This is a genomic window from Achromobacter sp. FW305-C-28 (genome assembly GCF_058783235.1).
Genome location: NZ_JBYSYL010000003.1, coordinates 384,888 through 410,291, shown reverse-complemented (window position 1 = coordinate 410,291; position 25,404 = coordinate 384,888). Strand labels below are relative to the sequence as shown.

The 25,404-nt window shown below is 67.4% G+C and carries 26 protein-coding genes; 7 read left to right on the top strand and 19 right to left on the bottom strand.

Translation table 11 applies throughout. The annotated features are described in order from the left end of the window. Positions 1-31: 31 nt before the first annotated feature. From rlmD to surE, 9 genes are all read right to left on the bottom strand, one after another. Positions 32-1,627 (bottom strand): 23S rRNA (uracil(1939)-C(5))-methyltransferase RlmD, encoded by a 1,596-nt coding sequence (gene rlmD / locus AC3WMR_RS10730; RefSeq protein ID WP_492263079.1) that lies wholly within the window; start codon positions 1,625-1,627, stop codon positions 32-34. 45 nt (positions 1,628-1,672) lie between these two features. Continuing rightward, complete coding sequence (locus tag AC3WMR_RS10725; RefSeq protein ID WP_492263078.1) at positions 1,673-2,842, bottom strand: MFS transporter; 1,170 nt, start codon at positions 2,840-2,842, stop codon at positions 1,673-1,675. A gap of 163 nt (positions 2,843-3,005) precedes the next feature. Beyond that, on the bottom strand, positions 3,006-3,908 hold the full coding sequence (locus AC3WMR_RS10720) for a LysR substrate-binding domain-containing protein (RefSeq protein WP_492263077.1): 903 nt from the start codon (positions 3,906-3,908) through the stop codon (positions 3,006-3,008). Positions 3,909-4,065: 157 nt separating this feature from the next. After that, a complete protein-coding gene (locus tag AC3WMR_RS10715) occupies positions 4,066-4,818 on the bottom strand; it encodes a TorF family putative porin (RefSeq protein WP_025136434.1) in 753 nt (250 codons plus the stop codon). Positions 4,819-5,221: 403 nt separating this feature from the next. After that, on the bottom strand, positions 5,222-5,830 hold the full coding sequence (locus AC3WMR_RS10710; RefSeq protein ID WP_492263076.1) for a hypothetical protein: 609 nt from the start codon (positions 5,828-5,830) through the stop codon (positions 5,222-5,224). Between the two features lie 159 nt (positions 5,831-5,989). After that, the gene (locus AC3WMR_RS10705) at positions 5,990-6,769 is read right to left on the bottom strand and encodes a 3'-5' exonuclease (RefSeq protein ID WP_492263075.1); all 780 of its coding nucleotides are present in this window, start codon (positions 6,767-6,769) and stop codon (positions 5,990-5,992) included. Further along, positions 6,766-7,629 carry a peptidoglycan DD-metalloendopeptidase family protein gene (locus AC3WMR_RS10700; RefSeq protein WP_492263074.1) on the bottom strand — a complete coding sequence of 288 codons (864 nt, stop codon included), beginning with the start codon at positions 7,627-7,629 and terminating at the stop codon, positions 6,766-6,768. Before AC3WMR_RS10700 ends, AC3WMR_RS10705 begins: the two co-directional genes overlap by 4 nt. 17 nt (positions 7,630-7,646) lie before the next feature. Beyond that, positions 7,647-8,471: a protein-L-isoaspartate(D-aspartate) O-methyltransferase gene (locus AC3WMR_RS10695; RefSeq protein WP_492263073.1), complete on the bottom strand. Its 825-nt coding sequence runs from the start codon at positions 8,469-8,471 to the stop codon at positions 7,647-7,649. Then, positions 8,456-9,214, bottom strand: a complete 759-nt coding sequence (surE, locus tag AC3WMR_RS10690; RefSeq protein ID WP_175193768.1) for a 5'/3'-nucleotidase SurE — start codon at positions 9,212-9,214, stop codon at positions 8,456-8,458. Before surE ends, AC3WMR_RS10695 begins: the two co-directional genes overlap by 16 nt. Positions 9,215-9,410: 196 nt before the next feature. On the opposite strand from surE, the gene plsY reads away from it, so the two are divergent. Then, entirely contained in the window at positions 9,411-10,052 is a 642-nt protein-coding gene (gene plsY / locus AC3WMR_RS10685; protein ID WP_025136428.1) for a glycerol-3-phosphate 1-O-acyltransferase PlsY, read from the top strand. A 130-nt stretch (positions 10,053-10,182) separates the two neighbouring features. On the opposite strand, the gene tsaD is transcribed toward plsY, so the two are convergent. Further along, positions 10,183-11,217 (bottom strand): tRNA (adenosine(37)-N6)-threonylcarbamoyltransferase complex transferase subunit TsaD, encoded by a 1,035-nt coding sequence (gene tsaD, locus AC3WMR_RS10680; RefSeq protein ID WP_492263072.1) that lies wholly within the window; start codon positions 11,215-11,217, stop codon positions 10,183-10,185. 107 nt (positions 11,218-11,324) lie between these two features. Here tsaD and AC3WMR_RS10675 point away from each other — a divergent pair, with 107 nt between their 5' ends. Beyond that, positions 11,325-12,617: an NCS2 family permease gene (locus AC3WMR_RS10675; protein WP_025136426.1), complete on the top strand. Its 1,293-nt coding sequence runs from the start codon at positions 11,325-11,327 to the stop codon at positions 12,615-12,617. A gap of 69 nt (positions 12,618-12,686) precedes the next feature. Here the strand turns inward: AC3WMR_RS10675 and AC3WMR_RS10670 are convergent, their stop codons facing one another. Beyond that, the gene (locus AC3WMR_RS10670) at positions 12,687-13,181 is read right to left on the bottom strand and encodes a DUF2938 domain-containing protein (protein ID WP_492263071.1); all 495 of its coding nucleotides are present in this window, start codon (positions 13,179-13,181) and stop codon (positions 12,687-12,689) included. Positions 13,182-13,262: 81 nt separating this feature from the next. Here AC3WMR_RS10670 and AC3WMR_RS10665 point away from each other — a divergent pair, with 81 nt between their 5' ends. Then, positions 13,263-13,715 (top strand): helix-turn-helix domain-containing protein, encoded by a 453-nt coding sequence (locus AC3WMR_RS10665; RefSeq protein ID WP_492263070.1) that lies wholly within the window; start codon positions 13,263-13,265, stop codon positions 13,713-13,715. Here AC3WMR_RS10665 and AC3WMR_RS10660 read toward each other — a convergent pair. Further along, positions 13,710-14,066: a VOC family protein gene (locus tag AC3WMR_RS10660; protein ID WP_025136423.1), complete on the bottom strand. Its 357-nt coding sequence runs from the start codon at positions 14,064-14,066 to the stop codon at positions 13,710-13,712. The two genes, AC3WMR_RS10665 and AC3WMR_RS10660, sit on opposite strands and share 6 nt — an antisense overlap. 347 nt (positions 14,067-14,413) lie before the next feature. On the opposite strand from AC3WMR_RS10660, the gene AC3WMR_RS10655 reads away from it, so the two are divergent. Together AC3WMR_RS10655 and AC3WMR_RS10650 are read left to right on the top strand one after the other, a co-directional pair. Further along, positions 14,414-15,406: an LLM class flavin-dependent oxidoreductase gene (locus AC3WMR_RS10655; RefSeq protein WP_492263069.1), complete on the top strand. Its 993-nt coding sequence runs from the start codon at positions 14,414-14,416 to the stop codon at positions 15,404-15,406. Positions 15,407-15,555: 149 nt separating this feature from the next. Beyond that, a complete protein-coding gene (locus tag AC3WMR_RS10650; RefSeq protein ID WP_492263068.1) occupies positions 15,556-15,930 on the top strand; it encodes a thioredoxin family protein in 375 nt (124 codons plus the stop codon). 32 nt (positions 15,931-15,962) lie between these two features. Here the strand turns inward: AC3WMR_RS10650 and AC3WMR_RS10645 are convergent, their stop codons facing one another. The 7 genes from AC3WMR_RS10645 to AC3WMR_RS10615 all read right to left on the bottom strand — a co-directional run bounded on the left by AC3WMR_RS10645 (position 15,963) and on the right by AC3WMR_RS10615 (position 23,185). Continuing rightward, positions 15,963-16,550, bottom strand: a complete 588-nt coding sequence (locus AC3WMR_RS10645; protein ID WP_492263067.1) for an IMPACT family protein — start codon at positions 16,548-16,550, stop codon at positions 15,963-15,965. 54 nt (positions 16,551-16,604) lie between these two features. Next, positions 16,605-17,429, bottom strand: coding sequence for a type 2 periplasmic-binding domain-containing protein (locus tag AC3WMR_RS10640; protein ID WP_492263066.1), 825 nt, complete (start codon positions 17,427-17,429; stop codon positions 16,605-16,607). A gap of 8 nt (positions 17,430-17,437) precedes the next feature. Beyond that, a complete protein-coding gene (locus AC3WMR_RS10635; protein ID WP_175193778.1) occupies positions 17,438-18,211 on the bottom strand; it encodes an ABC transporter permease in 774 nt (257 codons plus the stop codon). Next, entirely contained in the window at positions 18,208-19,206 is a 999-nt protein-coding gene (locus AC3WMR_RS10630; protein WP_492263065.1) for an ABC transporter substrate-binding protein, read from the bottom strand. The genes AC3WMR_RS10635 and AC3WMR_RS10630 overlap by 4 nt, the downstream gene beginning before the upstream one ends. Before the next feature lie 74 nt (positions 19,207-19,280). Next, positions 19,281-20,051: an ABC transporter ATP-binding protein gene (locus AC3WMR_RS10625; protein WP_492263064.1), complete on the bottom strand. Its 771-nt coding sequence runs from the start codon at positions 20,049-20,051 to the stop codon at positions 19,281-19,283. Positions 20,052-20,181: 130 nt separating this feature from the next. Beyond that, positions 20,182-21,399 carry an MFS transporter gene (locus tag AC3WMR_RS10620; protein WP_492263063.1) on the bottom strand — a complete coding sequence of 406 codons (1,218 nt, stop codon included), beginning with the start codon at positions 21,397-21,399 and terminating at the stop codon, positions 20,182-20,184. Positions 21,400-21,580: 181 nt separating this feature from the next. Continuing rightward, positions 21,581-23,185: an ABC-F family ATPase gene (locus AC3WMR_RS10615; RefSeq protein ID WP_492263062.1), complete on the bottom strand. Its 1,605-nt coding sequence runs from the start codon at positions 23,183-23,185 to the stop codon at positions 21,581-21,583. A gap of 254 nt (positions 23,186-23,439) precedes the next feature. Here AC3WMR_RS10615 and AC3WMR_RS10610 point away from each other — a divergent pair, with 254 nt between their 5' ends. After that, positions 23,440-25,038 carry a CHASE2 domain-containing protein gene (locus tag AC3WMR_RS10610; RefSeq protein ID WP_492263061.1) on the top strand — a complete coding sequence of 533 codons (1,599 nt, stop codon included), beginning with the start codon at positions 23,440-23,442 and terminating at the stop codon, positions 25,036-25,038. Positions 25,039-25,044: 6 nt separating this feature from the next. After that, positions 25,045-25,398, top strand: coding sequence for a hypothetical protein (locus tag AC3WMR_RS10605; RefSeq protein WP_492263060.1), 354 nt, complete (start codon positions 25,045-25,047; stop codon positions 25,396-25,398). The last annotated feature ends 6 nt before the right edge of the window (positions 25,399-25,404 follow it).

Genomic DNA, 25,404 nt, shown 5'->3' with positions numbered 1-25,404 from the left:
AAGGCGGCCCCGAAGGGCCGCCTTTTTCACATCAGGCCTGATCCGGCCGGGTGGCCGCGGTCTGGGCCATTTCGGTCTGGGCCATTTCGGTCTGGGCCATTTCGGTCTGGGGCGCTTCGGTCTGGGGCGCTTCGGCCCGGGCGGCTTCAGCCTCGGCCGCGACGCGCGCATGGTACGCGTCGGTGGCGGCCTGCTTGGCCACCTTCTTTTCGGCGGCGGCAGCAGCCTTTTCGGCTTCCGCCGCCATCGTCTCGGCCGCCTGCTGGATGGCGCGCAAGCGCGCGTTTTCCTGCACCTGCAACACGCCCGCGGCATCCAGCGATTCGAACACCGCGATGGATTCCACGTGACCGGTGTGCGGGAACATGTTGATGACGCCGGCGCTCTTGAGCAGGTAGCCGCCCTCGTGCACCAGAATGGACGCATCGCGCGCCAGCGTGGCCGGGTTACAGGACACGTAGACGATGCGGCGCGGCCGCTCTTGCGGCGTCAGCTGCGCCAGCGCCTGCGACACGGCATGGGCGCCTTCGCGCGGCGGGTCGATCAGCATGCGGTCGAAGAACCCCAGGCTGCGCAGCCAGTGCGCGTCGACTTCGAACAGGTTCAGGGTCGAGAAGCTGGTGCGATCGGCCAGGCCATGGCGCGCGGCGGCGTCGAAGGCCCGGTCGGTCAGCGCCTTGCTGCCTTCCACGCCCACGGCTTCGCGGGCCTGGGTGGCCAGCGGCAGCGTGAAGTTGCCCAGCCCGCAGAACAGGTCGGCCACGCGGTCGGTGGGTTGCACCTCCAGCAACTTGAGCGCGCGCGATACCATGGCGCGGTTGATGGCGTGGTTGACCTGCGTGAAGTCGGTGGGCCGATACGGCATGCGCAGGCCGAATTCGGGCATGGTGTAGGCCAGCGCGTCACCGTGTTCGCGCACCAGCGGGTGCACGGTGTCCGGGCCCTTGGGCTGCAGCCACCACTGTACGTTGTGCTGGTCGGCAAAGGCATGCAGCACGGCGATGTCGTTGTCGGTCAGGGGCAGCAGGTGGCGCAGCACCAGCGCGGTGACGCCGTCGCCCAGCGACACTTCCACCTGGGGCAGGCGGTCGGGCGCGGACATCGACGCGATCATGGCGCGCAGCGGCATCAGCAGGTCGCTGACGTGGCGCGGCAGCACATGGCATTCGCGCATGTCGGCCACGTAGCTGCTCTTGCGTTCGTGAAAGCCCACCAGCACGCCGCCTTTCTTGGGCACCACGCGCACCGACAGGCGGGCGCGGTAGCGGTAGCCCCAGGTCGGGCCTTGCAGCGGCGCCAGGATGCGCGCCGGGCGCAGCTTGCCCACGTGCCAGAAGGTGTCTTCCAGCGAACGCTGCTTGATCGCCACCTGGGTGCTGGGTTCCAGGTGCTGCATGGCACAGCCGCCACAGACGCCGAAATGGGGGCAACGCGGCACGACCCGCTGCGACGAAGGCCGCCGCACTTCGTCCACGCGCGCGATTTCATAGGACGGCTTGCGGCGCACGGTGACCGCCGTGACCTGCTCGCCCGGCAAGGCCCCTTCCACGAATATGACTTTGCCATCGCGGCGGGCAATGCCCCGGGCTTCCAGATCCAGGGATTCGATACTCAAAACGTCAGACATCTCACGCAGTCCAGATTTACACGCAACCCGGCATTGTAAAAGGAATCAGGCCGGCTGCCGTAGCGGTGTCCGGGCGGCCTGGCCACGCAGGCCCGCAGCCGCCGCCAGGGCCGCCGCCGCCCCCGCCAGCGGCAGCCAGGCCAGGCCGCCCGCGGCGATCACCCCGCTGCCCAGCGCCCCGCCCAACGCGGTGCCCAGATTGAATGAGGCGATGTTCAGGCCCGCGGCGGCCGCGGTGGACGCTGGCACATAGCGCCGGGCCAGGGTCAGGAGCCGCAGGGTCAGCAGCGTGACGATGGCGAAGAAGCACAGGCCCAGCATCCCGGCCAGCGCGGCCACGGCAATCGGCGCATGCCGCAGCAAATACAACCCCGCCAGATTCAGTGCCAGCGCCGCCAGGGCCCACTGCGCGCTGCGGTCGGGCTGGGCGGCGTCGGCCAGCCAGCCGCCCAGCAGATTGCCGCCGATCGAGCACAGGCCGAACAGCAGCATCGCCAGGCTGAGCCAGCGGATGTCCGCCCCGGCCACCTGGAGCAGAAAGGGGGAAATGAAGGTGAAGAACGAAAACGTGGCCACGCTGACCAGCGCGCCGACGCCCGCCGTCATCAGCAACTGCGGGTGCCCCAAGGCCCGCAATGCCGCCGCCGCACCGGCGCCAGGCGCGTCTGTCGAGCGCGCCGGCATCAACGCCAGCAGCCCGCCCGCCCCCAACAGCCCCAGCCCCGCCATCGCCAGGAACACGGCCCGCCACGACCACACACTGCCCAGGTAGGTGCCCAGCGGCACGCCGGCCGCCAGCGCGAGCGTCAGGCCCAGCCATACCACCGAGAGCGCCCTGCCCGCCCGCGCCGGCCCCGCCAGACGCGTCGCGGCATCCGAGGCCACCGCCATGAAGACGCCGTGCGCCAGGCCCACCACGAAGCGCATCGCCAGCAGGCCGGCCAAGGTAGACGACAGGCTGATGAGGACGCTGCCGACCATCAAGACGGCCATCGCCAGGCCCAGGGTGCGGCGGTCTTGCCAGCGCGCGGCCAGGGCCGTCAGGAAAGGCGCGCCGATGGCCGCGCCAAAGGCGTAGGCGGCAATCGCCGTGCCGACCGCCTCGACGCGGGCGTGCAAATCGTCGGCCATGGCCGACACCAGGCCGGCCACCACGAATTCGGACAGGCCGAAGGCAAAGGTGCAAAGGGAAAAGACATAGACGGCGACCGGCATGGCGGATCCAGGGCGAAGGCCCGGTGGTGAGCAATGCCTGGCAGCTTAGGGATGGCCGCCTGGTTCGTAAAATATCTTATTTATCGCTCAATAAGACCTTTTGCGTCTTACTCCGGCAGGGTTATCCGCCTGGCCGAAGCCCCCCCTGCCTGATGCCCCGACCTCACAGCGGCATGGCGTCTCGCACCGCCTCGACGAAGCGGTCCCGCACTGGCGACATGCGTGCGTGGTTCCACGCCATCAGCAAGTCCAGGTGCAGCAGGTCGGCCGGCGCATCCGCGGCCAGCGGCTTGAACACGATGTCGCGGCGGCCCGGCACGGCCAACGAGGCCGGCAACAAGGCAATGCCGAATCCCGCGGCCACCAGCGCCACCAGGGTCTGCAATTGGCGACCATGCTGCACCACCCGGGGTGCAAAACCCGCTGTCTGGCACAGTTGCACCAGTTGGTCATGAAAGCCCTGCCCCAACGCCCGCGGCGACGCCACGAAGGCCTCGTCGGCCAGGTCTGCCAGCGCGACCCGCGCCAGGCCGGACAGCGGGTGGCCCGACGGCAGCGCCACCGCAATCGGTTCACGCAGGATCGTGTGGAAGCTCAAATCCAGCGTGGTGGTGCCCGGGGTGCGCAGAAAGCCGACGTCGGCCGCGCCGCTTTCCAGGGCCGCCACCTGCTCGCGCGTGGACGCCTCGCGCAAGGTGAACGCCACGGCCGGCGCCGCCGCACGAAAATCGCGCAGGGCCCGCAGCAACGCTTCATAGGGCGTGATGTTGATGAAGGTCAGCGTCAGGTGCCCGTCGATGCCTTGCGACACCCGGCGGGTGTGCGCCACGCCCTCTTCCAGCGACGCCAGCGTGCGCCGCGCGGAATCCAGGAAGGCGCTGCCCGCGGGCGTCAATGCCACGCTGCGGTTGTTGCGTTCGAACAGCGGCGCGCCGACCTCGGCTTCCAGCCGGCGTATCGCCTGGCTGAGCGGCGGCTGGGCCATGTGCAGGCGCTCTGCCGCGCGGTTGAAGTGCAGCTCCTCGGCAACCGCGATGAATTGGCGTAGCAGGCGGGTTTCGATCATTGAGATGGCAAACGTCTTATTGGCACCTCGACAGTATATTTTTTATCTGTTCACCCTAAAAAAGGGGGGACTTGCCGGAGACGGCCCATCAGGCAGTCTCCATCAAGCCCCCCAAAAGCCGGCGCCGGTCAGGGCGCCGCCACGGATAGATGGGAAATCAGAACGAGCGCGACACCGAGAACACCGCGCCCAGGCGGCCTGACGGATGGCCGTACTTGGTCGGCAGCCAGTTGTCCTTGCTGGCGCCCACCGCCGCCAGGCCCAGCACCCAGCCCTTCAGGTCCTTGGTGACGCCCAGCTTGTAGTCGACGTAGCCGCTGATGGAATCGCCGTCCATGTTCACCTGGTTCTTCAGCTTCTGATAGCCGACGTGCCCGACCAGGCCCCAGCCGTCGCCCAGGTCGAAGTTGGCGGTGCCGTCCAGGTACCAGGTGCCCTTGCTGTCCGGCGTGCTGAAGAAGTCGCTGGGCGTGTACGAGTACTTGAGGGTGTAGTTGGCGTAGGTGCCGGCCAGGTACAGGTCGGTGTTGTTGTAGTTGCCGCCCTTGGGCGAGCTGGAACCCGGGTAGTAGTAGTGCAGCACGCCGGCATCCAGCGTGAAGCCCCCGCCCACGTCGCCCTTCCAGCCGCCGTAGAAGTCCATTTCCAGGTTGCCGTCGGTGAAGACGAAGTTGGACACATTCGAGTTCCAGTTGCCCAGGTAGAAGCCGGAACTATGGGTCAGGTCGATGCCCAGTTGCGCGGCCGGACGGAAGTCCGTCTGCGAATAGCCGCGGAAACGGTAGTCGCTGGCGATCGTGGCATTGCCGCTGAGCGAAAAACCGCCGCCCAGGTCGGTAGGTTCGGCCTGCGCCGTCGCAGCAAAACAAGCGGCAAGCACAGCGGGCAAGGCTAGCAACGTCTTCTTCATGGTGCGGTGTCCTGATCGGATTTAACGAGGAGGAGGACGGCCAGAGGCGCATCCGTCAGACCGGTCTTGCAACGGCGGGTAACCGGGTCTCTTTCCTTCAAGCAAGGTCCGTGCCAGGTTTCAATTGCGTGTCGAACGGCTGGCGGCGCGCTGAAAGCGCATGGCGCGCGCACCGCATTGGTGCGCCGTGGCGCGCACGCAGGCAGTAGTGCATCAAAGTGGGGCCTGCGGGCCGGGCCAACACGCGGGCAAAAAGAAACCCCGGCATGCGCTCGGCAGGCCGGGGGTGGGAACCGCATCCTCGTTCAGGGGATGGTCGGGCGCCGCGCACCCGACGGCGAGAGCCGCAGGTGCGTCGTCGGCGCGAGGGTGGCGTCAGAAGCGCCGGGTTGGCTGCGCTGACTTAGTTGGCAGCGGGGGGCGCCGGCGGCGGGGGCACCGCGCCCGGGGCATTGGCCGGGCCCTTGCCATGACGGCCTTCCATCTTGGCATGACGTTCCTGCATCTTGGCCTGGCGTTCCTTGACCAGTTGGGTCACCTGGGCGCGCTGGGCGTCGTTCAGGCTATCCCACACAGCCAGCCATTGGTCGCGCACCTGCTTGGCCTGCGAACCGAATTGTTCGCGCGATTTGTCGGTCTGGTCGACCAGGGCATGCGGGTCGAGCTTGCCGGCGTCCAGCTGCGCCTTGAGCAGGTCGTGGCGTTGGCCGCCCGACGTGCGCATGGCGTCGCGCAGGCCGCGTTGGCCGTCTTGCGCCGTCTTGAGCAGGGCTTGCTGCTTGTCGTCCAGCTTGAGCTGGTCGACTTGCGCCTTGGACACGGGGCCCAGGCCCGGGATCCACAGGCCGTCGCGCATGCCCTTGTGGAAACCGCCACCGTGGCGGCCTTCGTGCATCGCAGCGGGCCCGCCATCGGCAGGCGGCGCCGCCATCACGGTGCCGGCCAGCAAACCGCCCGAGGCGGCGACCATGGCCAGAGCAGCCAAGTTGGAGCGGATAGCGAATCGGGACATGTAGGTCTCCTGAAAGTGAAGAAAGCGAGGCCATTGTGCGATCCGCCCGGTTTCATCCGGGTTTCGCCCGCGCAAGCTATGTTTCAGTCGATTGCGTCTGCCCAGACGTGCAAACGGAGCCCGCGGGCTCCGTTTTCCTGCAACGCGAAGGCGTGCGATTCAGTTGGCGTCCCATGCCGCCAGGTATTCCTTCCAGTGCGGCGCATCGCTGGCCGACAGCGTGTCGCGAACCAGCGCGATTTCGGCGTCGTAGGCGGTGTGGTCGAGCTCGCCGCGCAGGAAGCGAAAGCGGCAATACACCAGCCAGGTGTTGACCACGTCGGTTTCGCAATAGGCGCGCACTTCGTCGGCGCGGCCGCTGCTCCAGGCTTCCCAGACCTTGCTGCCGTCCATGCCCAGCTTGCCGGGAAAGCCGCACAGCTTGGCCAGTTCGTCGAGCGGCGCGTTGGCGCGGCCGTTGTACTTGGCCAGCACGTCCATCAGGTCCAGGTGGCGATTGTGATAGCGCGAGATGTAGTTGTTGAACTTGAAATCGCGGTCTTCTTCGCCCATGTCCCAGTACCGCGGCGCGGGCACGCCCTGGATCAGGCTGCGATAGTGCAGCACCGGCAGGTCAAAGCCCGAGCCATTCCAGCTGACCAGCTTGGGCGTGTAGCGTTCGATGGTCTTGAAAAAGCCCGCCAGCAAGGCGGCTTCGGGGTCGTCGGCCTGGCCCAGCGTCTTGACGCGAAAGCCCTGGTCGTCGCGAAACACGCAACCCACCACCGCGACCTTGTGCAGGTGCAGCGGCAGGAAGTCATGGCCCACGGCTTCACGGCGGGCCGTGAGCGCACGTTCGACGACTTCCTGGTCGGGCACGTCGGCGCCCCAGCCGTTCAGCTTGCGCAGACCATCCGCATCGGGAATGGTTTCAAGGTCGAAAACCAGGGTGGGCGTCATTTGGTGGGCAGGTACTGCATCGGGTCCACGGGCGTGCCTTGGCGGCGGATCTCGAAATGCAGGCGCGGCGACGTAGTGTCGCTTTGGCCGATTTCGGCGATCTTGGCGCCGCGCTTGACGTCCTGGCCGGTCTTCACGAGCAGCGTGCGGTTATGCGCATAGGCCGTGATGAAGCCGTTCTGGTGGTTCACGATGATCAGGTTGCCCAGGCCGCGCACGCCGTTGCCGCTGTACATGACCTTGCCATCCGCCGCAGCGGTGACCGGGTCGCCCAGCGCGCCGGCGATGTCGATGCCTTTGCTGTTGTTGTTGAAGCCCTGCATGATCTGGCCGCCGGCCGGCCAGGCCCAGTTGATGACGCTGGCATCGGCCGCACGTGCAACAGGCTTAGTTTCAGTGGGCGTGGTGGCGGCCGGCGTGGGCGGCGGCAACGAGGCCACGGCGGTGCCGGACGTATCGCCCGGCTGGTCCAGCGGACGCGGCTGCGCCTTGGCGCTGGCGATGGGCGCGGGTTGCGCCACGCCGCCCGAGCCACCGGACATCTTCAGCACCTGCCCGACCGAAATCTGGTTGGGGTCGCTGAGGTTGTTCCAGCGCTTGACGCTTTCGATGTCCACGTTGTTGGCGCGGGCGATCTTGTAGAGGGTGTCGCCCGGCTTGACGACATAGCTGCCACCGGGTTGCGCCGAGGCGGACGGCTGTCCGCCGGCAAGGTCGACGACCGGGGCGCGGGTACCTTTTGATGCGCAGCCGGCCAGGATGGCCAGGCTGAGAACACCGGCCACGAAAATCGGGCGGCGCAGGCGCGTCATGGACACGCCCATGGTCAGATCGGTCAGTTGCAACTGCCCGTTGAGCATACGTTTCTCCTGTTTGCTCAAGATTGTATTCCGGCACGTAGCGGCACAAAGCGCACGGCCTCTAATTCAGTACGTTTCCAGCTGGCCGCGCCGGTGCGTTCGATGAGCACCAGGCGCTGGTTCGAGCCCCCTTCGGGAGCGATCAGGCGCCCCCCCGGCGCGAGCTGCGAGAGCAACGCTTGCGGGATGGCCAAGCCAGCGGCAGCCACAACGATAGCATCGAACGGCGCCACGCCGGGCAGGCCCAGCATGCCGTCGCCGTAGATCAGGCGGATGCGCGTGGTGAGCCGCAAGGCGCGCAGATGCTCGCGCGCCAGCTCGTAGAGTCCGCGGATGCGTTCGATCGAATGGACCTCGCGCACGAACTGCGCCAGCACCGCGGCCTGATAGCCGCAGCCGGCGCCGACTTCCAGCACGCGGGTGGGCGTGCGGTCTTCGCAGACGGCGGCGATCATGCGGGCCACCACCCACGGTTGCGAAATGGTTTGCGAATGGCCGATGGGCAGCGCCGCGTCTTCATAGGCGCGGCTGGCCAGCGCTTCGTCGACGAACAGGTGGCGCGGCACCACCGCCATGGCGTTGAGCACGCGCTCGTCGGTGGCGCCCTGGCTGCGCAGGCGCTGCACCATGGCCTGGCGCAGGCGGTCGGAATTGAGCCCCAGGTTGCCGCCCGCGGCGGGCGTGGGCGTCTTGGCCTGGCTTTGCAGGGTGGCGGCCGACACCCGGGTGTTGCTGTTGGCGGGCGTGACGCCCGGGCTGAGCCGGCCGGAATCGTAGCGGACCGGGCTGGGCCGCCCGGGCACCGCCTGCGAGACGTCCGGCTGGCTTATGCGTCGACGCATAGCGGCTCCGCCCAGGTCCGGATCTCGTCGAGCTGGCTGTGCTGGGTCAGGTCGAGCCGCAAGGGCGTGACCGACACCATGCCCTGCGCCACCGCATGAAAGTCGGTACCCGGCGTGGCATCGGCGGCCTGCCCCACCGGACCGATCCAGTAGACCGGATCGCCGTATGGCGTGGTGGTGCGCACCACCGGCTGCGACGGATGGCGCTTGCCCAGACGCGTGACCTGGAAGCCATGCATGTCGTCAAAGCGGCGGCTGGGGATATTGACGTTCAGCAGCACTGGGGCGGCCAGGGGCTGGGCCAATTGGCGTTCGACCACCAGACGCGCGGCGCGGGCGGCCGATTCGATGTGTTCCCAGCCCTTTTCAGCCAGCGAGAAGGCGATGGACGGGATGCCGAACAGGTAGCCTTCGCTGGCGGCGGCCACGGTGCCCGAATAGAGGGTGTCGTCGCCCATGTTGGCGCCGTTGTTGATGCCGGACACGACCAGGTCGGGGCGGGTGTCCATCAGGCCGGTCAGGGCCACGTGGACGCAGTCGGACGGGGTGCCGTTGACGGCGATGAAGCCGTTGGAAGCCGTGCGTACCGACAGCGGACGGTTCAGCGTCAGGGAATTGGACGCGCCGCTGTGGTTGGTCTCGGGCGCGACGACGGTAAGGTCGCCCAGGCCCTGCAGCGCCGCTACCAGCGCCTCGAGGCCGGGGGCCGAATAACCATCATCGTTCGAAACCAGAATTCGCATTGTGCATCCGAAAGAAAATAAAACGCGGGTGAACCGGCTGGATTGTACCGTCCGCAGGCGGCGCCCGGATGGCCCCGCGCCAATCTGTCCCGCTTTGCCCGATCGATAACCCGAATCCGGCCCGGCCAGCCGGCGAGGTAGAATCCGCAGCCATCAAGATCCACAACATCACAACGACAACGGACACTCACCCCCTATGGCGATCACCGAACCCTCCCTGGCGTTCACCGCGGCGCTCATCCTGCTGGCCTACCTAATCGGCTCCGTGCCCTTCGCCGTGGTGGTCAGCAAGCTCATGGGGCTGCAGGACCCCCGCAGCTACGGTTCGAAGAACCCGGGCGCCACCAATGTGCTGCGTACCGGCAACAAGACTGCCGCCGCGCTGACGTTGCTGGGTGACGCGGCCAAGGGCTGGTTCGCCGTGTGGCTGGCCGAGAAGCTGGCGCCCGGCATTGCGCCCTGGCCGCTGGCGGCCGTCGTCGTGGCGGCCTTCCTGGGCCATCTGTACCCGATTTTCCTGGGGTTCAAGGGCGGCAAGGGCGTGGCCACTGCCCTGGGCGTGCTGGTCGCGATCCAGCCCTGGCTGGCGGTCGCCACCGCGGCCACCTGGCTGATCATTGCCATCTTCTTCCGCTATTCGTCGCTGGCTTCGCTGGTGGCGGCCTTTTTCGCCCCGGTCTATTACGTCTTCGGGTCCGGCATGGCCTGGTACGCCCAGCCCGCCCTGGGCGTGGCGCTGGCGGTCATTGGCGTGCTGTTGTTCTACCGCCACCGCGCCAACATCACGCGCCTGGTGCAGGGCACCGAAAGCCGCATCGGCGGCGGCAAGAAAAAGTAAGTCGTGGCATCCGGGCGCCCCCGAGCGGGCGGCCCAGCCTGTCGTCCTGACAGGCGTCCCTGACCGGCCGTCCTGACCGGCCGTCCAAACCGGCTGTCCTGACCGGCCGTCCCTTCCCCCACCGCGCGCTTCAGGCGATGTCCGCCAGGTCCCAGCGCGGCCGGATCGTGAACGAATGCGCATCCGGGTCCAGCGTCACCAGCCCCGCCTTGACCCGTTCGGCCGCCGCGAAGGCGATCATCGCGCCGTTGTCGGTACACAACGCCAGCGGCGGAAAATAGGCCTGCGCCTTCAGGGGCTTGAGGGCTGCGGCCAGCTTGGCGCGCAGCAACTGGTTCGCGCCCACGCCACCTGCCACCACCAACCGGCGCAGTCCGGTCTGCTTCAAGGCGCGGATCGACTTGGCGGCCAGCACTTCCACGATGGCGGCCTGGGTGGCCGCGGCCAGGTCGGCGCGGGTCTGGTCGTCCAGCGCGCCGGTCTGCTGCTCGGCCGCCTTCACCCGGGTCAGCACGGCGGTCTTCAGGCCACTGAAGCTGAAATCCAGGTCGCCGCTATGCAACATGGGCCGCGGCAGGTCGAACCGGCTGGCATCGCCGCTGGCGGCCAGGCGGGCCAGCGCCGGGCCGCCGGGGTAGCCCAGGCCCATCAGCTTGGCCGACTTGTCGAAGGCCTCGCCCGCGGCGTCGTCCAGGGTCTCGCCCAGCAATTCATAGCGCCCCACCCCGTCGACCCGCATCAGCTGCGTATGGCCACCAGACACCAGCAGCGCCACGAAGGGGAATTCGGGCCGCGGGTCGGCCAGCATCGGCGACAGCAGGTGGCCTTCCAGGTGATGAATGGGAATGGCGGGCAAGTGGCGCGACCAGGCGAACGACTGCGCCACGCTGGCGCCCACCAGCAGCGCGCCGGCCAGGCCCGGGCCGGCGGTATAGGCCACCGCGTCGATGTCGGACATGGCCAGGCCGGCCTCTTCCAGCACCTGGCGGGTCAGCGGGACCACGCGGCGGATGTGGTCGCGCGAGGCGAGTTCAGGCACCACGCCCCCGTATTCCTGGTGCATGGCGATCTGGGTGTGCAGGGCATGCGCGAGCAAGCCGCGTTCCGTACAGACGGCTGCGACGCCCGTTTCATCGCAGGAGCTTTCAAAGCCGAGAATAATCATGGCGGCAGAGTTTACAACTGATGCGAAAATACGCCCGTTTACAAATATTCGAGGGCGCCCACGCCCTCACCCGACAACCTGAGCCTGCAAGCACCCTGGGGATAAGAATGCTGGAGAAGCTATTCAAGCTGCGTGAACACGGCACGACCGCGAGAACCGAAATCGTGGCCGGCCTGACGACATTCCTGACCATGTCGTACATCATCTTCGTGAACCCGGACATCCTGTCGTCCACCGGCATGGACCGCAGCGCCGTGTTCGTGGCCACCTGCCTGGCCGCCGCGCTGGGTTCGCTGGTGATGGCGCTGATCGCCAACTGGCCGATCGGCATGGCGCCCGGCATGGGCCTGAATGCGTTCTTCGCGTTCACCGTCGTCAAGACCATGGGCTACACCTGGGAACAGGCGCTGGGCGCCGTGTTCATCTCGGGCGTGATCTTCCTGATCCTGACCATCTCCGGCATCCGGGTCTGGCTGGTCAAGGGCATTCCGCATTCGCTGCGCAGCGCCATCGCCGCAGGCATCGGGCTGTTCCTGGCCATTATCGCGCTGTCCAGCGCCGGCATCGTGGTGGCGCACCCCGCCACCAAGGTCACCCTGGGCGACCTGACCGCGCCGGGGCCGCTGTTCGCCATCCTGGGCTTTTTCATCATCGCCTCGCTGGACGCGCTGCGCGTGCGCGGCGCGATCCTGATCGGCATCCTGGTGGTCACCGTGCTGTCCATGGCGCTGGGCCACAACGAGTTCAAGGGCATCTTCGCCGCGCCGCCCAGCCTGGCGCCGACGCTGTTCAAGATGGACATCCTGGGCGCGCTGCACACCGGTTTCGTGCACGTCATCCTGGTGTTCGTGCTGGTCGAGGTGTTCGACGCCACCGGCACGCTGGTCGGCGTGGCCAAGCGCGCGGGCCTGATGCCCGAAGGCCGCCCCAACCGCCTGGGCCGCGCCCTGTTCGCAGACAGCACCGCCATCGTGGCCGGCTCGATGCTGGGCACCAGCAGCACCACTGCCTACGTCGAAAGCGCCTCGGGCGTGCAGGCCGGCGGCCGCACCGGCCTGACCGCGCTGGTCGTGGCCCTGCTGTTCCTGGCCGCACTGTTCATTTCGCCGCTGGCCGGCGCCGTGCCCGCCTACGCCACCGCACCCGCCCTGCTCTACGTGGCCGGCCTGATGATGCGCGAACTGATCGACATCGACTGGAACGACGTCTGCGAAGCCACGCCGGCCGCGCTGACCGCCCTGGTCATGCCGTTCACGTATTCCATCGCCAACGGCATCGCCTTCGGTTTCATCAGCTACGTGGTGCTCAAGACGGCCACGGGCCGCGTGCGCGACGTGCATCCGGCGACCTGGCTGGTGGCGATCCTGTTCGTGATCCGCTACGCATTCTTCCCGGAATAAGCACGTAGCGCCGATAACAGCCGCCGCGGCCCGACGCAGGGCCGCGGCGGCTTTTTCATGGCGCGCAGATCACGCCCATACCCGCTTGAGCAAGAGCGCGGCCCAATACATGCCCAGCCCGAACACCGCATGCGTGGTCACGCTGCGCAGGCAGTTTTTCAGCGGCGTCGGCGTGCGCGACGAAGCGAATCCCGCGCCCAGGGCCGGCTGCATCACGAACAGCGGAACCGCCACGGTCACGGTGCCCACGATCAGGGCCGGCGATACGGTGGGCACCGCCAGCCATTGCACCCCGAAAATGCCCACCAGCAACGCCGCGAATGCGATACCCACCGCGTAGTGAATGGCCCAGCCCAGCGGCGCTTCGCCCGTGATCGGCTCGGCCCGGCCGATGCTGGCATGCGTGAACCGGCCCCGGGGCAGATGCCCCGCCCACCGCCCGACCAACGCGTAATTGAGCGTGGGCATGCCCAGGCCCTTCTGGATCAACGACCACACGTCCATGACCACCGTTGCGCCGACGCCGACCAGAATCACCTTCACAACCTCGTCCATCCCTGCCATGCCCATTCCTTTTCCGTTGATGAAGCCAACTCAAGCAGGCATGATAGAAGTTGAAGTCAACTTCAAGTCAATGGGTAAGGCATGGACATTTCCGAAGTCGCCCGGCGCACGGGCATGGCGGCCTCTACGCTGCGGTTTTATGAGAAACAAGGCCTGATCTCGGCGACCAGCCCGGCCGGCCAGCGGCGGCGCTTTGCGCCGGACGTGCTGGACCAGTTGGCGCTGATCGCACTGGGCCAGGCCGGCGGCCTGTCGCTGGAGGAAATCCGCGCGATGCTGTCGCCCAGCGGCGCGGTGCAGGTCGACAGGCAGGTGCTGCTGGCCAAGGCCGACGACATCGACGCCACCATCAAGCGCCTGCGGGCGATGAGCCAGGGGCTGCGCCATGCCGCACAGTGCCCTGCCCCCCATCACGCGCAATGCCCCAACTTCCAGCGCTTGCTCAAGGCGGCGGCGAAAGGCCGCCTGAAGCAGCACGCAACGGCCGCCCCCGGCAGACCGAAGCCGAAGGCCGCAACGCGTTCGGCGCTATGACGCGGCGGTCCACACGGCCAGCTCGTAGCCGTCGAGGTCGGTGAACTGGAACCGGCGCCCGCCAGGAAAGCCGAACACCTCGCGGCTGATGCGGCCGCCCGCCGCCTCGACGCGCCGTTGCGCATCGGCCAAGTCGTCGGCATACAGAATCACCAGCGGGCCGCCGGGGCGCACGGGCTCGCCCGTGGTGAAGCCGCCGGTCAGGCGGCCATCGGTGAACTCGGTGTAGGTCGGGCCGTAGTCGGTAAACGTCCAGCCAAACGCATCGCCGTAGAAGCGCTTGCTGCGCGCGATGTCGGCGACGTTGAATTCGATGTTGTCGATCTGATGGTTCTTGCCGGCGGCGCTCATACGGGTCTCCTGCGGAAAATGAGGGGAACCCGGATGATCCTCGAAATGGCGCGCCGCGTCTTGAACAAAACGGCCAGGCCCGCGCCCGGCGCTTGCCGCGACAGGCCGACGAAGCGTTGCAAGCGCGGGATGCGTGACCACGATACCGGTACGGCTGCCCTGCCTGTCCGCCTGGCGGAACAATCGCCGCCATTGACTTTTGCTATCAACCCGCCCATCCGCATGGTTGCTGGCGGACACGGTTGAATTCGCCGATACACTCCCCATGTATATAGGACTATGGAGTCAACTTTGCGTCTCTACCCGATGGTTTCTTCCTGTGCCGCCTTCTGCGCCGAGCGTCGCGCATGAGCACCCTGGCCCGCATTCCCTTTTCGGTGCTGGACCTGGCCCCGATCGTGCAAGGCCGCGATGCCGCCGATGCTTTCCGCAACAGCGTCGCGGTGGCGCAGCACGTCGAACGCCTGGGCTACAAGCGCTTCTGGCTGGCCGAGCACCACAACATCAACGGCGTGGCCAGCAGCGCCACGGCGGTGCTGATCGGCCATATCGCCTCGCACACGAAGACCCTGCGTGTCGGCTCGGGCGGCGTGATGCTGCCCAACCATGCGCCGCTGATCATCGCCGAGCAGTTCGGCACGCTCGAAACCCTGTACCCCGGCCGTATCGACCTGGGCCTGGGCCGCGCGCCCGGCAGCGATGGCGCTACGCAGCATGCGCTGCGCCGCGGTCCGCGCAGCGGCCTGGAATTTCCGGCGCTGGTCGAAGAGCTGCGCGGCTTCCTGGCGGCGTCGCGGCCCGGCCAACCGGTGCGCGCCATTCCCGGAGAAGGGCTGGACATTCCCATCTGGCTGCTGGGCTCCAGCGATTTCAGCGCTCGCCTGGCCGCCGAACTGGGCCTGCCGTTCTCGTTCGCCGGCCACTTCTCACCGGAAGGCATGGCCGCGATGCGGCTGTACCGCCACCTGTTCAAGCCGTCGGAAACGCTGGCCCGCCCCTACGCCATGATCGGCGTGCCGGTGGTGGCTGCCGAGACCGACGAAGCCGCCCGGCGCCAGGCCACCACGCAGCAGCTCAAGTTCCTGTCGCTGGTGCGCGGCCACCGCCTGCAGCTGCAGCCGCCAGTGGACAGCATGGAAGGGCTGTGGAACGAATGGGAGCGCGAGGCGGTCAATCAACGTCTGGGCGCGGCCATCGTGGGCGGCCCCGACACCGTCAAAGGCAGGCTCGAAGCCCTGGTTGCCGAAACCGAAGCCGATGAAGTCATGATCGTGTCCGACTTCTACGATATTGCCGACCGCCTGCGTTCGTTCGAGATCGTCGCGTCGATCAAAGCCTGACGCCAACCATTGCGACGCGACCGGTCCCCGCTCTACTATGGGCTTGCGGGTACCGGCAAGACCGCGTCGCCAAATCAGCTCCGGGGCAGGCAACCCCCGGATCTCTGACACCGACTTTTTTGCGCCGCGCCAGCGGCAAGGATTCCAAAATGAGTATTGTTGAACTCACCAAAGACAGCTTCCAGGAAGCCATTACGCCGGACGGCACCCTGATCGTGGACTTCTGGGCGCCCTGGTGCGGCCCGTGCCGCGGGTTCGCGCCCGTTTTCGAGCAAGCCGCCACCGAGCATCCGGACGTGATGTTCGCCAAAGTGAACACCGACGTCGAACAGGAACTGGCCGGCGCGCTGGGCATCCGCTCGATCCCGACGCTGATGGTCTTCCGTGAAAAGGTCCTCTTGTTCTCGCAACCCGGCGCCTTGTCGGGCGGACAGCTCAACGAGCTGCTGGCCAAGATCAAGGAAGTGGACATGGAAAAGGTCCACCAGGAAATCGCGGCGGCCCAAGACAGCCAGGACGCGTAAAGCACAAGGGCCCGCCAGGGCCCTTGTTGCATTCAGCCCAAAACTTCCCACGCCGCGCGGCCGCGCGTGATGTTGGCGGCCGTGCTTTCCAGTTCGGCTACCGCCACGCGCGGCACCGTGAAGCGCAGCGTCACGCCGTCCTGGGTGAAGTCTTCCTGCTGTATCGATGCCCCGGCCTGCGCCAGCCGCGACTTCAGCAGCGGCAGTTCGGCAAAGCCGCAATGGCATGAGAGGGTGGCCAGGTCCACCACTTCGGTGCGCGGACCGTTGCGCAGGCAATTGGCGGCGCAGCCGCCATAGGCGCGCACCAGGCCGCCCGCCCCCAGCTTGACCCCGCCGAACCAGCGCACCACCAGCACCGCCACGCGGTCCATGTCCTGCCCTTCGATGGCTTGCAGGATCGGCCGGCCCGCGGTGCCGCCCGGTTCGCCATCGTCATTGAAGCGGTATTCCTGCCCGATGCGATAGGCCCAGCAGTTGTGGGTAGCCTCGGGGTCGCTGTGCGCCGCGAAAAAGTGCATGGCCTCGTCGACGCTGGCAACGGGTGCGGCGTGGGCGGCAAAGCGGCTTTTCTTGATGTCTTCCTGGTGGGAACAGGCGGCGGTCAGCGTGTACGTCATAGCCCGGCATTGTAAGTGCTGGCGGGGGCCGGACAGGCGCTGGCGAGCAGGACGTCAGCCGTGGCAGTCGGCCACTTCCTGGTCCAGGTAGACGTCGAACGCCACGTCACGCGCCCACTTGGCGGGCAGCGCCTTCCAGGCGCCGGCGCGCGACCACTCACGCATGCGTTCGCCCAGCCAAGCCTGCGCCGCCGCGTCGGCGGCGGGCAGCAGCCAGACCCGCTCGTGGCGTGCGCCATCGGCGGCCAGCGTGGCCGAGAATTTCTTCCATTCGGGAAAGCGCATCAGCGGTTCCCACACGGCATCGTCCACCAGGCCGATGTCGCAGCTGCCCTCGCGCACGGCCACCAGCGCATCGGACGGCACCCGATAGGTGCGCACCACGGCGCCCCAACCTTGCGCCAGGGCCTGCGCCCCCACGGCAGCCTCGGCCACGCAGACGCTGCGCCCGCGCGCATCCGACGGTTGGCGCATGGCGGTATCGCTGCGGATGACGGCCTTGGGACGCGCGGCATAGCCCGTGGGCAACGCCGCCACGCCCGCGGGCAAGGGCGCCGCAGGCTGGCTGCGGTCGGCCAGCACGACGTCTACCTCGCCGGCGGCCAGCAGGCGCGCGGCATCGGTCGGCGCTACCTGGCGCAGGCTGAACGGCAGGTCCAGGTCCTGCGCCAGCTTTTCCGCCATGGCGATGTCCAGCCCGTCTGGCGTGCGGATCTTGGCGCCGGCGACCGGTGCGGGCGCCAGGTACGGCACGCCCACGACCAGTTCGCCGCGCTGGCGTGCCGATGCCAGACCGTCGGCCGGCGTGGCGCTGGCGGCAGCGGTGACGCACGCCACCAGGCCGGCGGCCAGCAATGCCAGGGGAAAGCGGCGCGTCATCCCTGCCCTCACACGTATTGGTAGCGCAGCAGCCGGTGCTTCAGGCGCTCGAGCACGAACTGGTCGATCACCGCGGCCAGCACGGCAATGACCAGGATGTTGGTCATGACGCCGGTCATGTCGGCGATCTCGCCCGAATACGCCAGCGAACGGCCCAGGCCCTTGCCGAAGCCGATCAGCATTTCGGCCGAGATCAGCGCGCGCCACGCATTGCCGAACGCCAGCTGCGCGCCGGTAATCAGTTCGGGCATCACGGCCGGCAGGTAGACCCGCTTGACCAGGCCCCACGGCGTCGCGCCCATGACGCGGGCCGCCGACACGTGCACGCGCTGCACCGATTCGGTGGCGTTCATGACGCTGAGCGCCGCCGGGAAGAACGCCGACAGCGCCACCACCACGATGATGGGCGTGTTGCCAAAGCCCATCACGATCAGGAACAGCGGCACCCACGCGATCGACGGAATCGATTGCAGGATGACGATGGCGCTGCGCAGCACTTCGCGAAAGAAGAACAGCACCGCGGCCACCAGACCGAAGCCGATACCCGCGGCCAGCGCCAGGCCATAGCCCGCGCCCAGCCGGCCCAGCGTGCCCATCAGGCTTTGATGGAACGAGGACTTGCCGAGGTCTTCAATCAGCCGCTGCACCACGGCCGGCACGCCCGGCATCAGGAAATCGGGCAAGGCAAAGGCAGCCAGCTGCCACAGCGCCAGGATGAAGACGACGCCCAGCACCCCCGCCAGATGCTTGCGGGCACCGGTGACACGAGTGGATGCGCTCAAAGCTTGCGAGCCTCTTGCCAGGACAGGTCGACGATGCTGGAAACGTCGTACGGCTTGCCGTCACGCGTCTTGAGCGAACCCTGGGCCTGCAGGATGTCGGCGATTTCCTGCATGCGGCGCGTGTCCTTGTCGGTCAGCTTGGGCGTGAACACCTGGGTGCTGATGGCTTCGGCAATGACCGTTTCGCGCGGCAGCTCGCCGCGATGCAGCGTCTTGAGCGTGGGCTCGGCGATGAAGTACGACGCGATCAGCTTGGAGGCCTGCGCGGGTTCCTTCTGCAGCAGCGCGATGGCCTGGTTCTGCGCGTCCAGCGCCTTCCAGACATCGCCCTTGCGCTTGGCCAGCGTTTCGCCGGAGGTGATCACCACCATGCACGGGAACGGCCAGGCCTGGCCCACTTCGTAGATCTGCTTGACCGGCGCCACCAGCTGCGCAATGCGGTCGTAGGGTTCGAACAGGAACGCGGCGTCGACGCGCTTGCCGACCAGCGACTGCACGGCCACCGCGGGGCTCACGCCCATCACGTTGACGTCGTCGGCGCCCAGGTTGCCCTGCTTGAGCACCACGCCCTTGAGCACCACGTCGGCGGTACTGCCTTCGGCTTGCGAAGCCAGCGTCTTGCCCTTCAGGCCGGCGATGTCCTTGATGCCCGAATCGTCGCGCACGATCAACGAGTGGTAGCCCTGCTGCGCGCCGCCCACCACCTTCAGGTCCGCGCCCTTGGACGCCCACGCGACCGCGTTGGTGAAGCCCAGCACGCCGATATCGAGCTGGCCGCCGACGATGGCCTTGATGAGGTCGGTGCCCGACTTGAATTCGATCAGCTCGGAATCCAGGCCGGCCTTCTTGTAGAAGCCACCCTCTTGCGCCACGATCGCCTGCGCGTCGTCCATCACGCGCAGATAGCCGACACGGAACTTCTCGGCGGCCATGGCGGGGGCCGCGGCCAACAGCGCCGCGGCGAGCGGCAGGGACAGCCATTGCTTGAATTTCATGGGAAATACTCCAGGGAATCAGGGATGGCCGGCGCCGCCAGGCGCCGTCCGCAAAACCGGAAAATCGACAGGGATCAGGCCGCCAGCGCCAGGTCGGCGTGCGCCGCCGAGCCATCGACCGCAATGCCCAGCAGCCGCAGGATCTCGCGCTTTTCAGCGGCCAGGTCCGACAGGTCGTGGGTCTTGCTGCGGTGGGCCAGGTTGAACTCGCGCAGCACCCGGGCCGGACGCGGGCTGAACACCACGATGCGGTCGGCCAGGAACAGCGCTTCGTCGACGTCGTGGGTGACCAGCAGCACGGTGGGCTTTTCCTGGGCGATGAGCTGGCGCAGCACGTCCTGCAAGGCCAGCCGCGTCAGCGCATCCAGCGCGCCGAAGGGTTCGTCCATCAGCATGGTCTGCGGCTGGGCGATGAAGGCGCGCGCCAAAGCCGCGCGCTGGCGCATGCCGCCGGACACCTGGTGGGGGTAATAGTGTTCGAAACCCGCCAGGCTGACGCGCGCCAGCCACTCGCGCGCGGCTTGGCGGGCGCGCTTCTTGGGGGTGTTCTGGAATTCCAGGGCCAGCGCGACGTTGTCTTCCAGCGTCAGCCACGGGTACAGCGCGTGTTCCTGGAACACCAGCGTACGGCTGGGATGCGGGCCGGTCACGGGCTTGCCGTCGGCCAACACCTGCCCTTGCGTGGGTTTTTCCAGGCCCGCGGCCAGGTGCAGCAAGGTGGACTTGCCGCAACCCGACGGGCCGACCAGCGCGACCAGCTCGCCGGTCTTGAATTCGCTGGAAAAGCCATCCACGACCGGCAGGTCGCCGAAGTGCTTGTGGACGTGATCGAAGGTCAGGTTCATGGAACGAATCGTGCGCGCGTGGGGAACGGGCCTAATCTAACAATTCGTTATATGAACTCCAACGATCAATATTGAATGTCTTTAAGACTTTCAGTTATATGAATAAGGGCAAGCGGCGCAGGCGGGGCGCCTAGGCCGCCGCCTGCGCCCGGCTGGCGTGGCGTTGCAGGCCATACGCAATCACGAAGCCCAGCAGCACCGCCACCGCCGCGGCCAGGAAGATGGCCGGATAGCCGAAGCCGCCCGAGATGTAGCCCGCCACCGGGCCGGTGGCGCCCAGCGCCAGGTCCAGGAAAGCGGAATACGCGCCCAGCGCCGCGCCGCGGCTGCCGGCGGGCACGCGCGCCACCGCTTCGACGCCGATGGCCGGGAACACCAGCGCGAAACCACAACCGGTCAGGGCCGCGCCCACCAGGGCCGCGGTGGGATTGGGGGCCAGCCACAGCAACGCCAGCCCGGCCGCCTCGACCAGGAAAGACACCTGCGCAACCCGGAAGCCGCCGAAGCGCGTGATGGTGCCGGCAAACAGCAACCGCACGCCGATGAAGGCGCAGCCGAATGCGCTGAGCGCGTGGGCGGCACCTTCCCAGGAGAAACTGGCGTAGTACAGCGCCACGAAGGCGGCCAGCGTGCCGAAGCCCACCGACCCCAGGCCCAACGCCATGCCGTGCGGAAACACCCGCAGCACCACGCTCTTGAACGCCATGCGGTGGCCGCCGACGATGGCCACCGGCGCCCGCGCCACCGCCAGCCCCAGGCCGGCCAGACCCAGCAGCAGCACGGCCCCGCCCAGGGCGCCCATGCTCCATTCGGTTTCCAGGTACACGCCCAGCGGCGCCCCCAGCGCCAGGCCGCCGTAGGTGCAGATGCCGTTCCAGGAAATCACCCGAGCGGTGTGCAGCGGGCCGACCCGGGCGATGGCCCAGGTGGCAGACCCCGTGCCCACCCAGCTTTCGCCAAAGCCCAGCGCCAGGCGGCTGACGATGATGGCGGACAGGCTGAGCCAGGCGCTGCGTTCAAACGCGTAAGCCAGCAACAGGAAGACCCCGCTGGCCGCGCAGGCGGCCATGCCGATCACCACGGTCTGCTTGGGCCCCACCGTATCGGCCATGCGGCCCGCGTGCGAGCGGCTGAGCAGCGTCGCCACGTACTGCACGCTGATCGCCAGCCCGGCCAGCACCGAGCCGTAGCCCAGTTGCCCATGCACGTAGCCGGGCAGCACGGCCAGCGGCAGGCCGATGGCGAGATAACAGATGAAGGTGAAGAAGGCGATCGCGACGATGCGCGAGGTCAATGCGAACGTCCCGATCGGCGTGCCGTCGGGCGTGGTGTGGGGTGTGGGAGACATGGCTACCGGAGTGGAGCCTGGCGCGACAGAGAAGCCAGGGTTTACCCGAATGATAGCCCAGCAGGATTGCGGCAGGCTGAACGAGGTTCAGCCGGCCGCCAGGGAAATCCAGGAATGAGTCTGAAAAGCGAGCCTGAACAGCGGGCCGGATGCCGCAAGCCCGCGCGTCAGACGCCGGCCATCAGGCCTCGATGCCGCGCGAGGAAAGGTAGTCTTCGTAGCCGCCACGGTAGTCGACGATCTCGCCCGAGGGCAGGATTTCGATCACGCGGGTGGCCAGGCCCGACACGAATTCACGGTCGTGCGACACGAACACCAGGGTGCCTTCGTACTTTTCCAGCGCGAATTGCAGCGACTCGATCGATTCCATGTCCAGGTGGTTGGTCGGTTCGTCGAGCAGCATGACGTTGTGCCGGCCCAGCATCAGGCGGCCGAAGGTCATGCGGTTCTTTTCGCCGCCCGACAGTACCTTGGGCGCCTTGGGCAGGTCGTCGGCCGAGAACAGCAGGCGGCCCAGCACCGAACGGATCGACTGGTCGTCGTCGCCCGGCTGGCGATGGTCGCCCATCCAGTCCAGCAGGTTGATGTCGGTTTGCAGGAACTGGTCGGACACGTCCTGGGCCATGTAGCCCAGGTCGGCGTTGTCAGACCATTTGACCGAGCCCGAATCCGGCGCCAGTTCGGTGGCCAACAGGCGCAGCAAGGTGGTCTTGCCCACGCCGTTGGCGCCGATGATGGCGATCTTTTCGCCGGCATCGACCATGGCCGAGAAGTTGCGGATCACGGGCGCGTCGTAGGCCTTGGTCAGGTTTTCGACCGTGACGGCCAGGCGGTGCATGACCTTGTTCTGCTCGAAGCGGATGTACGGGTTCTGGCGCGACGACGGCTTGACCACGACCTGCTCGGCCTTGATGCGGTCGATCTGCTTCAGGCGCGAAGTGGCCTGGCGCGACTTGGACTTGTTGGCGGCGAAGCGGCGCACGAAGTCCTGCAGTTCGGCCACGCGTTCCTTGGCCTTGGCGTTGTTGGACACCAGGCGTTCGCGGGCCTGGGTCGAGGCCAGCATGTAGTCGTCGTAGTTGCCCGGGTAGATGCGGATTTCACCGTAATCCACGTCGGCCATGTGCGTGCACACCTGGTTCAGGAAGTGACGATCGTGGCTGATGATGATCATCGTGCTCTGGTAGCCGTTGAGCACGTTTTCCAGCCAGCGGATCGTGTTGATGTCCAGGTTGTTGGTCGGTTCGTCCAGCAGCAGCACGTCGGGATTCGAGAACAGCGCCTGCGCCAGCAGCACGCGCAGCTTCCAGCCCGGCGCCACTTCGCGCATCGGCAGGTTGTGCTGGTCGACGGCGATTTCCAGGCCCAGCAGCAGCTCGCCCGCGCGGGCTTCGGCGGTGTAGCCGTCGTACTCGGCGAACTTGGCTTCAAGGTCGGCCGCGCGCATGTAGTCGTCTTCGGTGGCTTCCGGATTCGCGTAGATGGCGTCACGCTCGGACATCGCGGCCCACATCTCGGTGTGGCCCATCATGACCACGTCCAGCACGCGCAGGTCTTCGAAGGCGAACTGGTCCTGGCGCAGCTTGCCCAGGCGCACGCCGGGTTCCAGCGACACGTTGCCCGCCGACGACTCCAGGTCGCCGCCGATGATCTTCATGAACGTGGACTTGCCGGACCCGTTGGCCCCGATCAGCCCGTAGCGGTTGCCTTCCCCGAACTTGACGCTGACGTTCTCGAAAAGGGGCTTGGGACCGAACTGGATGGTGAGATTGGCGGTGGATATCACGGTGGTTTTGGCTGGGGGAGGAGTGAGTTGCGAAGGTCGCGGGCGTCCAGGGACGCATCCGGCGAAACCCGATAGTGTACCAAGCCCGACCAAGCGGGGGAGTCCCTCCGGCCTTCGCGGTATCGCCCGACAGCATCGGCCCGTACCATTTGTTGTCTTAACGTAAACATTTGTATTAAATGGGGTAGTATTGCAACGAAAAATCGCATGGTTTGCCTGCCGGCCCCTGTCGGCTGATCCCATCTTCCCCGCCCGTGACCGATACCTCCTCGTCCTCCGGAAACATCAGGTTCTATTTCCGGTCACTCGTCATCGCCGCGCTCGTCGCGATCGTCATGCTGTGGGCCACGCCCCGGCTGGCGCCCAGTTCCGATCTGCTGACCTACGCCGTGGCGCGCCTGCAGGCCCGGCTGGTGGGCGGCTACTACAGCCCCGCGCACCGCAACGACACCACCGTCGTGCTGATCGATGACGATTCGCTGGACCCGCAAAAAGGCGCCTGGCCGGTGCCCTACCGCACGCATGCCCGCTGGCTGCGCAATATCGGCCTGATCCACCAACCCCGCGCCCTGTTCCTGGACATCACCTTCGACCGCGAGCGCGACGACCCGACGCTGCCTGAGCTGATGTCGGCCCTGTGCGAGCTACGCGACGCGGGCGTGCCGGTATTCCTGGCCGCCCTGCCCGGCGCCGATGGCGCGCTGCGGATACGGCCGGGGTTGACCAACCCGCTCGGGCAAGCGCCTTGTTTCACCTTGGTGGATGTGCGTTATGCACCCAGCAAGGTCGACCGGCTGGTCTGGAGTTACCCGCTCTGGTCCGACCCCGACACGCGCAGCGCCGCCCTGGCCATCGCGCAGGACGCGGCAGGCATCACCTTGCCCCGGACGCGCGACGCCATGGCCTTGACCTGGGGCGTGAACAACCTGGACCAGCGCCGCTTCACGCCTGACTGCCGCCTGGCCCGCGGCGGCATCGGCGAAATGCTGCCGGCCTATCTGCGCAAACTGCTGGGCCAGGCCGATGCCGACATGCCGGTGTGCCCCTACACCCGCACGCTGGCCTTGTCCGAATTGCGGGCCGCGGACGCCGACGAGGCCCGGCTGGACGACCTGCTTCGCGGCCGCTACGTCATGATCGGCGGCGCGCTGAGTGGCTTCAACGACACGGTATTGTCGCCCGTGCATGACGTCATTCCCGGCGTGTTCATGCACGCCATGGCGCTGGACAACCTGCTGACCTACCAGGACCGCTACAAGCGCGCGGTGGAATGGGATATCTGGCCGAACATCTTGTGGCTGCTGGGCATTCCGGTCGTGATGGCCGCGCATTTCCTGCATTGGCTGGCCCAGTGGCTGGCCCGGCGCCTGCGCGAACGCAGCGCCCGCGCCAGAAAGTGGCTGGTGGCGCCGACGCAGTGGCATTTCGAAGCGACGAACCCGGATGGCGCCTCCGCCCCCCTGCCGGCCCCGCTCGCGGCGCTGGCCGCGGCGCCAAGCCTTTCGGCGCGCGCCCGCCTGCTGGCCCGCGTGGCGGCGGATCGGGCCTCGCGCCGCTGGCTCGCCCGCAAAGCCGGCGGCAAGCTCGTGATCGTGCTGGCCCTGGGGCTGCGCAAGATCGGCACCATCCTGCTGTCTTCGCTGGCCGTCATGCTCATCGTGCTGATCGCCCAGGCCTATGTGGATGTCGGCACCTTGCCCATCGTCGACCTGGCGATCCTGGCCCTGGCCGCGCACTGGCTGGGCTGGACCAACAAGATCACCGAATTTCTTATCGGCAAACCCGGGAACCGGCCCGCCGCGCCCACGCCCGCCCCCCAGCAGGAACCTTCCGCCAAACTTCACCAGGAGTAGCCCCGCATGACCCCGCTTTCCTCCCTGATCGCCGCCACTGCGGCGGTGCTGGCTGTCTCTGCCACGCCGGCAGTCGCCGCCGACCAGATCGTAGGCGTCAGCATCAAGCCCCTGCCGCTCTATGCCCAGCCAGGCGGCACCACCCCCGCGGCCAAATCCGATGGCCAAGGCATGCCCTGGCCCGTGCTGGAAACCCGCGAAGAGTTCTACCGCGTCAAGGTGGACGGCGGCGACTATTGGGTGGACAGCATGCAGGTGCGCGTGTCGCGCAATTCCGCGGCCCAGTGCGGACCGGTGATCAAGCGCGTGCCCGGCCCCACGGGGTCCACCGCCGGCGCGGGCGAGAACGCCTGCCGCTGACATGCC

What these genes read in the sequence shown, in the direction of transcription:
- rlmD (WP_492263079.1), bottom strand. Translation starts at nt 1,627, where the DNA reads ATGTCTGACGTTTTGAGTATCGAATCCCTGGATCTGGAAGCCCGGGGC.
- AC3WMR_RS10725 (WP_492263078.1), bottom strand. Translation starts at nt 2,842, where the DNA reads ATGCCGGTCGCCGTCTATGTCTTTTCCCTTTGCACCTTTGCCTTCGGC.
- AC3WMR_RS10720 (WP_492263077.1), bottom strand. Translation starts at nt 3,908, where the DNA reads ATGATCGAAACCCGCCTGCTACGCCAATTCATCGCGGTTGCCGAGGAG.
- AC3WMR_RS10715 (WP_025136434.1), bottom strand. Translation starts at nt 4,818, where the DNA reads ATGAAGAAGACGTTGCTAGCCTTGCCCGCTGTGCTTGCCGCTTGTTTT.
- AC3WMR_RS10710 (WP_492263076.1), bottom strand. Translation starts at nt 5,830, where the DNA reads ATGTCCCGATTCGCTATCCGCTCCAACTTGGCTGCTCTGGCCATGGTC.
- AC3WMR_RS10705 (WP_492263075.1), bottom strand. Translation starts at nt 6,769, where the DNA reads ATGACGCCCACCCTGGTTTTCGACCTTGAAACCATTCCCGATGCGGAT.
- AC3WMR_RS10700 (WP_492263074.1), bottom strand. Translation starts at nt 7,629, where the DNA reads ATGCTCAACGGGCAGTTGCAACTGACCGATCTGACCATGGGCGTGTCC.
- AC3WMR_RS10695 (WP_492263073.1), bottom strand. Translation starts at nt 8,471, where the DNA reads ATGCGTCGACGCATAAGCCAGCCGGACGTCTCGCAGGCGGTGCCCGGG.
- surE (WP_175193768.1), bottom strand. Translation starts at nt 9,214, where the DNA reads ATGCGAATTCTGGTTTCGAACGATGATGGTTATTCGGCCCCCGGCCTC.
- plsY (WP_025136428.1), top strand. Translation starts at nt 9,411, where the DNA reads ATGGCGATCACCGAACCCTCCCTGGCGTTCACCGCGGCGCTCATCCTG.
- tsaD (WP_492263072.1), bottom strand. Translation starts at nt 11,217, where the DNA reads ATGATTATTCTCGGCTTTGAAAGCTCCTGCGATGAAACGGGCGTCGCA.
- AC3WMR_RS10675 (WP_025136426.1), top strand. Translation starts at nt 11,325, where the DNA reads ATGCTGGAGAAGCTATTCAAGCTGCGTGAACACGGCACGACCGCGAGA.
- AC3WMR_RS10670 (WP_492263071.1), bottom strand. Translation starts at nt 13,181, where the DNA reads ATGGCAGGGATGGACGAGGTTGTGAAGGTGATTCTGGTCGGCGTCGGC.
- AC3WMR_RS10665 (WP_492263070.1), top strand. Translation starts at nt 13,263, where the DNA reads ATGGACATTTCCGAAGTCGCCCGGCGCACGGGCATGGCGGCCTCTACG.
- AC3WMR_RS10660 (WP_025136423.1), bottom strand. Translation starts at nt 14,066, where the DNA reads ATGAGCGCCGCCGGCAAGAACCATCAGATCGACAACATCGAATTCAAC.
- AC3WMR_RS10655 (WP_492263069.1), top strand. Translation starts at nt 14,414, where the DNA reads ATGAGCACCCTGGCCCGCATTCCCTTTTCGGTGCTGGACCTGGCCCCG.
- AC3WMR_RS10650 (WP_492263068.1), top strand. Translation starts at nt 15,556, where the DNA reads ATGAGTATTGTTGAACTCACCAAAGACAGCTTCCAGGAAGCCATTACG.
- AC3WMR_RS10645 (WP_492263067.1), bottom strand. Translation starts at nt 16,550, where the DNA reads ATGACGTACACGCTGACCGCCGCCTGTTCCCACCAGGAAGACATCAAG.
- AC3WMR_RS10640 (WP_492263066.1), bottom strand. Translation starts at nt 17,429, where the DNA reads ATGACGCGCCGCTTTCCCCTGGCATTGCTGGCCGCCGGCCTGGTGGCG.
- AC3WMR_RS10630 (WP_492263065.1), bottom strand. Translation starts at nt 19,206, where the DNA reads ATGAAATTCAAGCAATGGCTGTCCCTGCCGCTCGCCGCGGCGCTGTTG.
- AC3WMR_RS10625 (WP_492263064.1), bottom strand. Translation starts at nt 20,051, where the DNA reads ATGAACCTGACCTTCGATCACGTCCACAAGCACTTCGGCGACCTGCCG.
- AC3WMR_RS10620 (WP_492263063.1), bottom strand. Translation starts at nt 21,399, where the DNA reads ATGTCTCCCACACCCCACACCACGCCCGACGGCACGCCGATCGGGACG.
- AC3WMR_RS10605 (WP_492263060.1), top strand. Translation starts at nt 25,045, where the DNA reads ATGACCCCGCTTTCCTCCCTGATCGCCGCCACTGCGGCGGTGCTGGCT.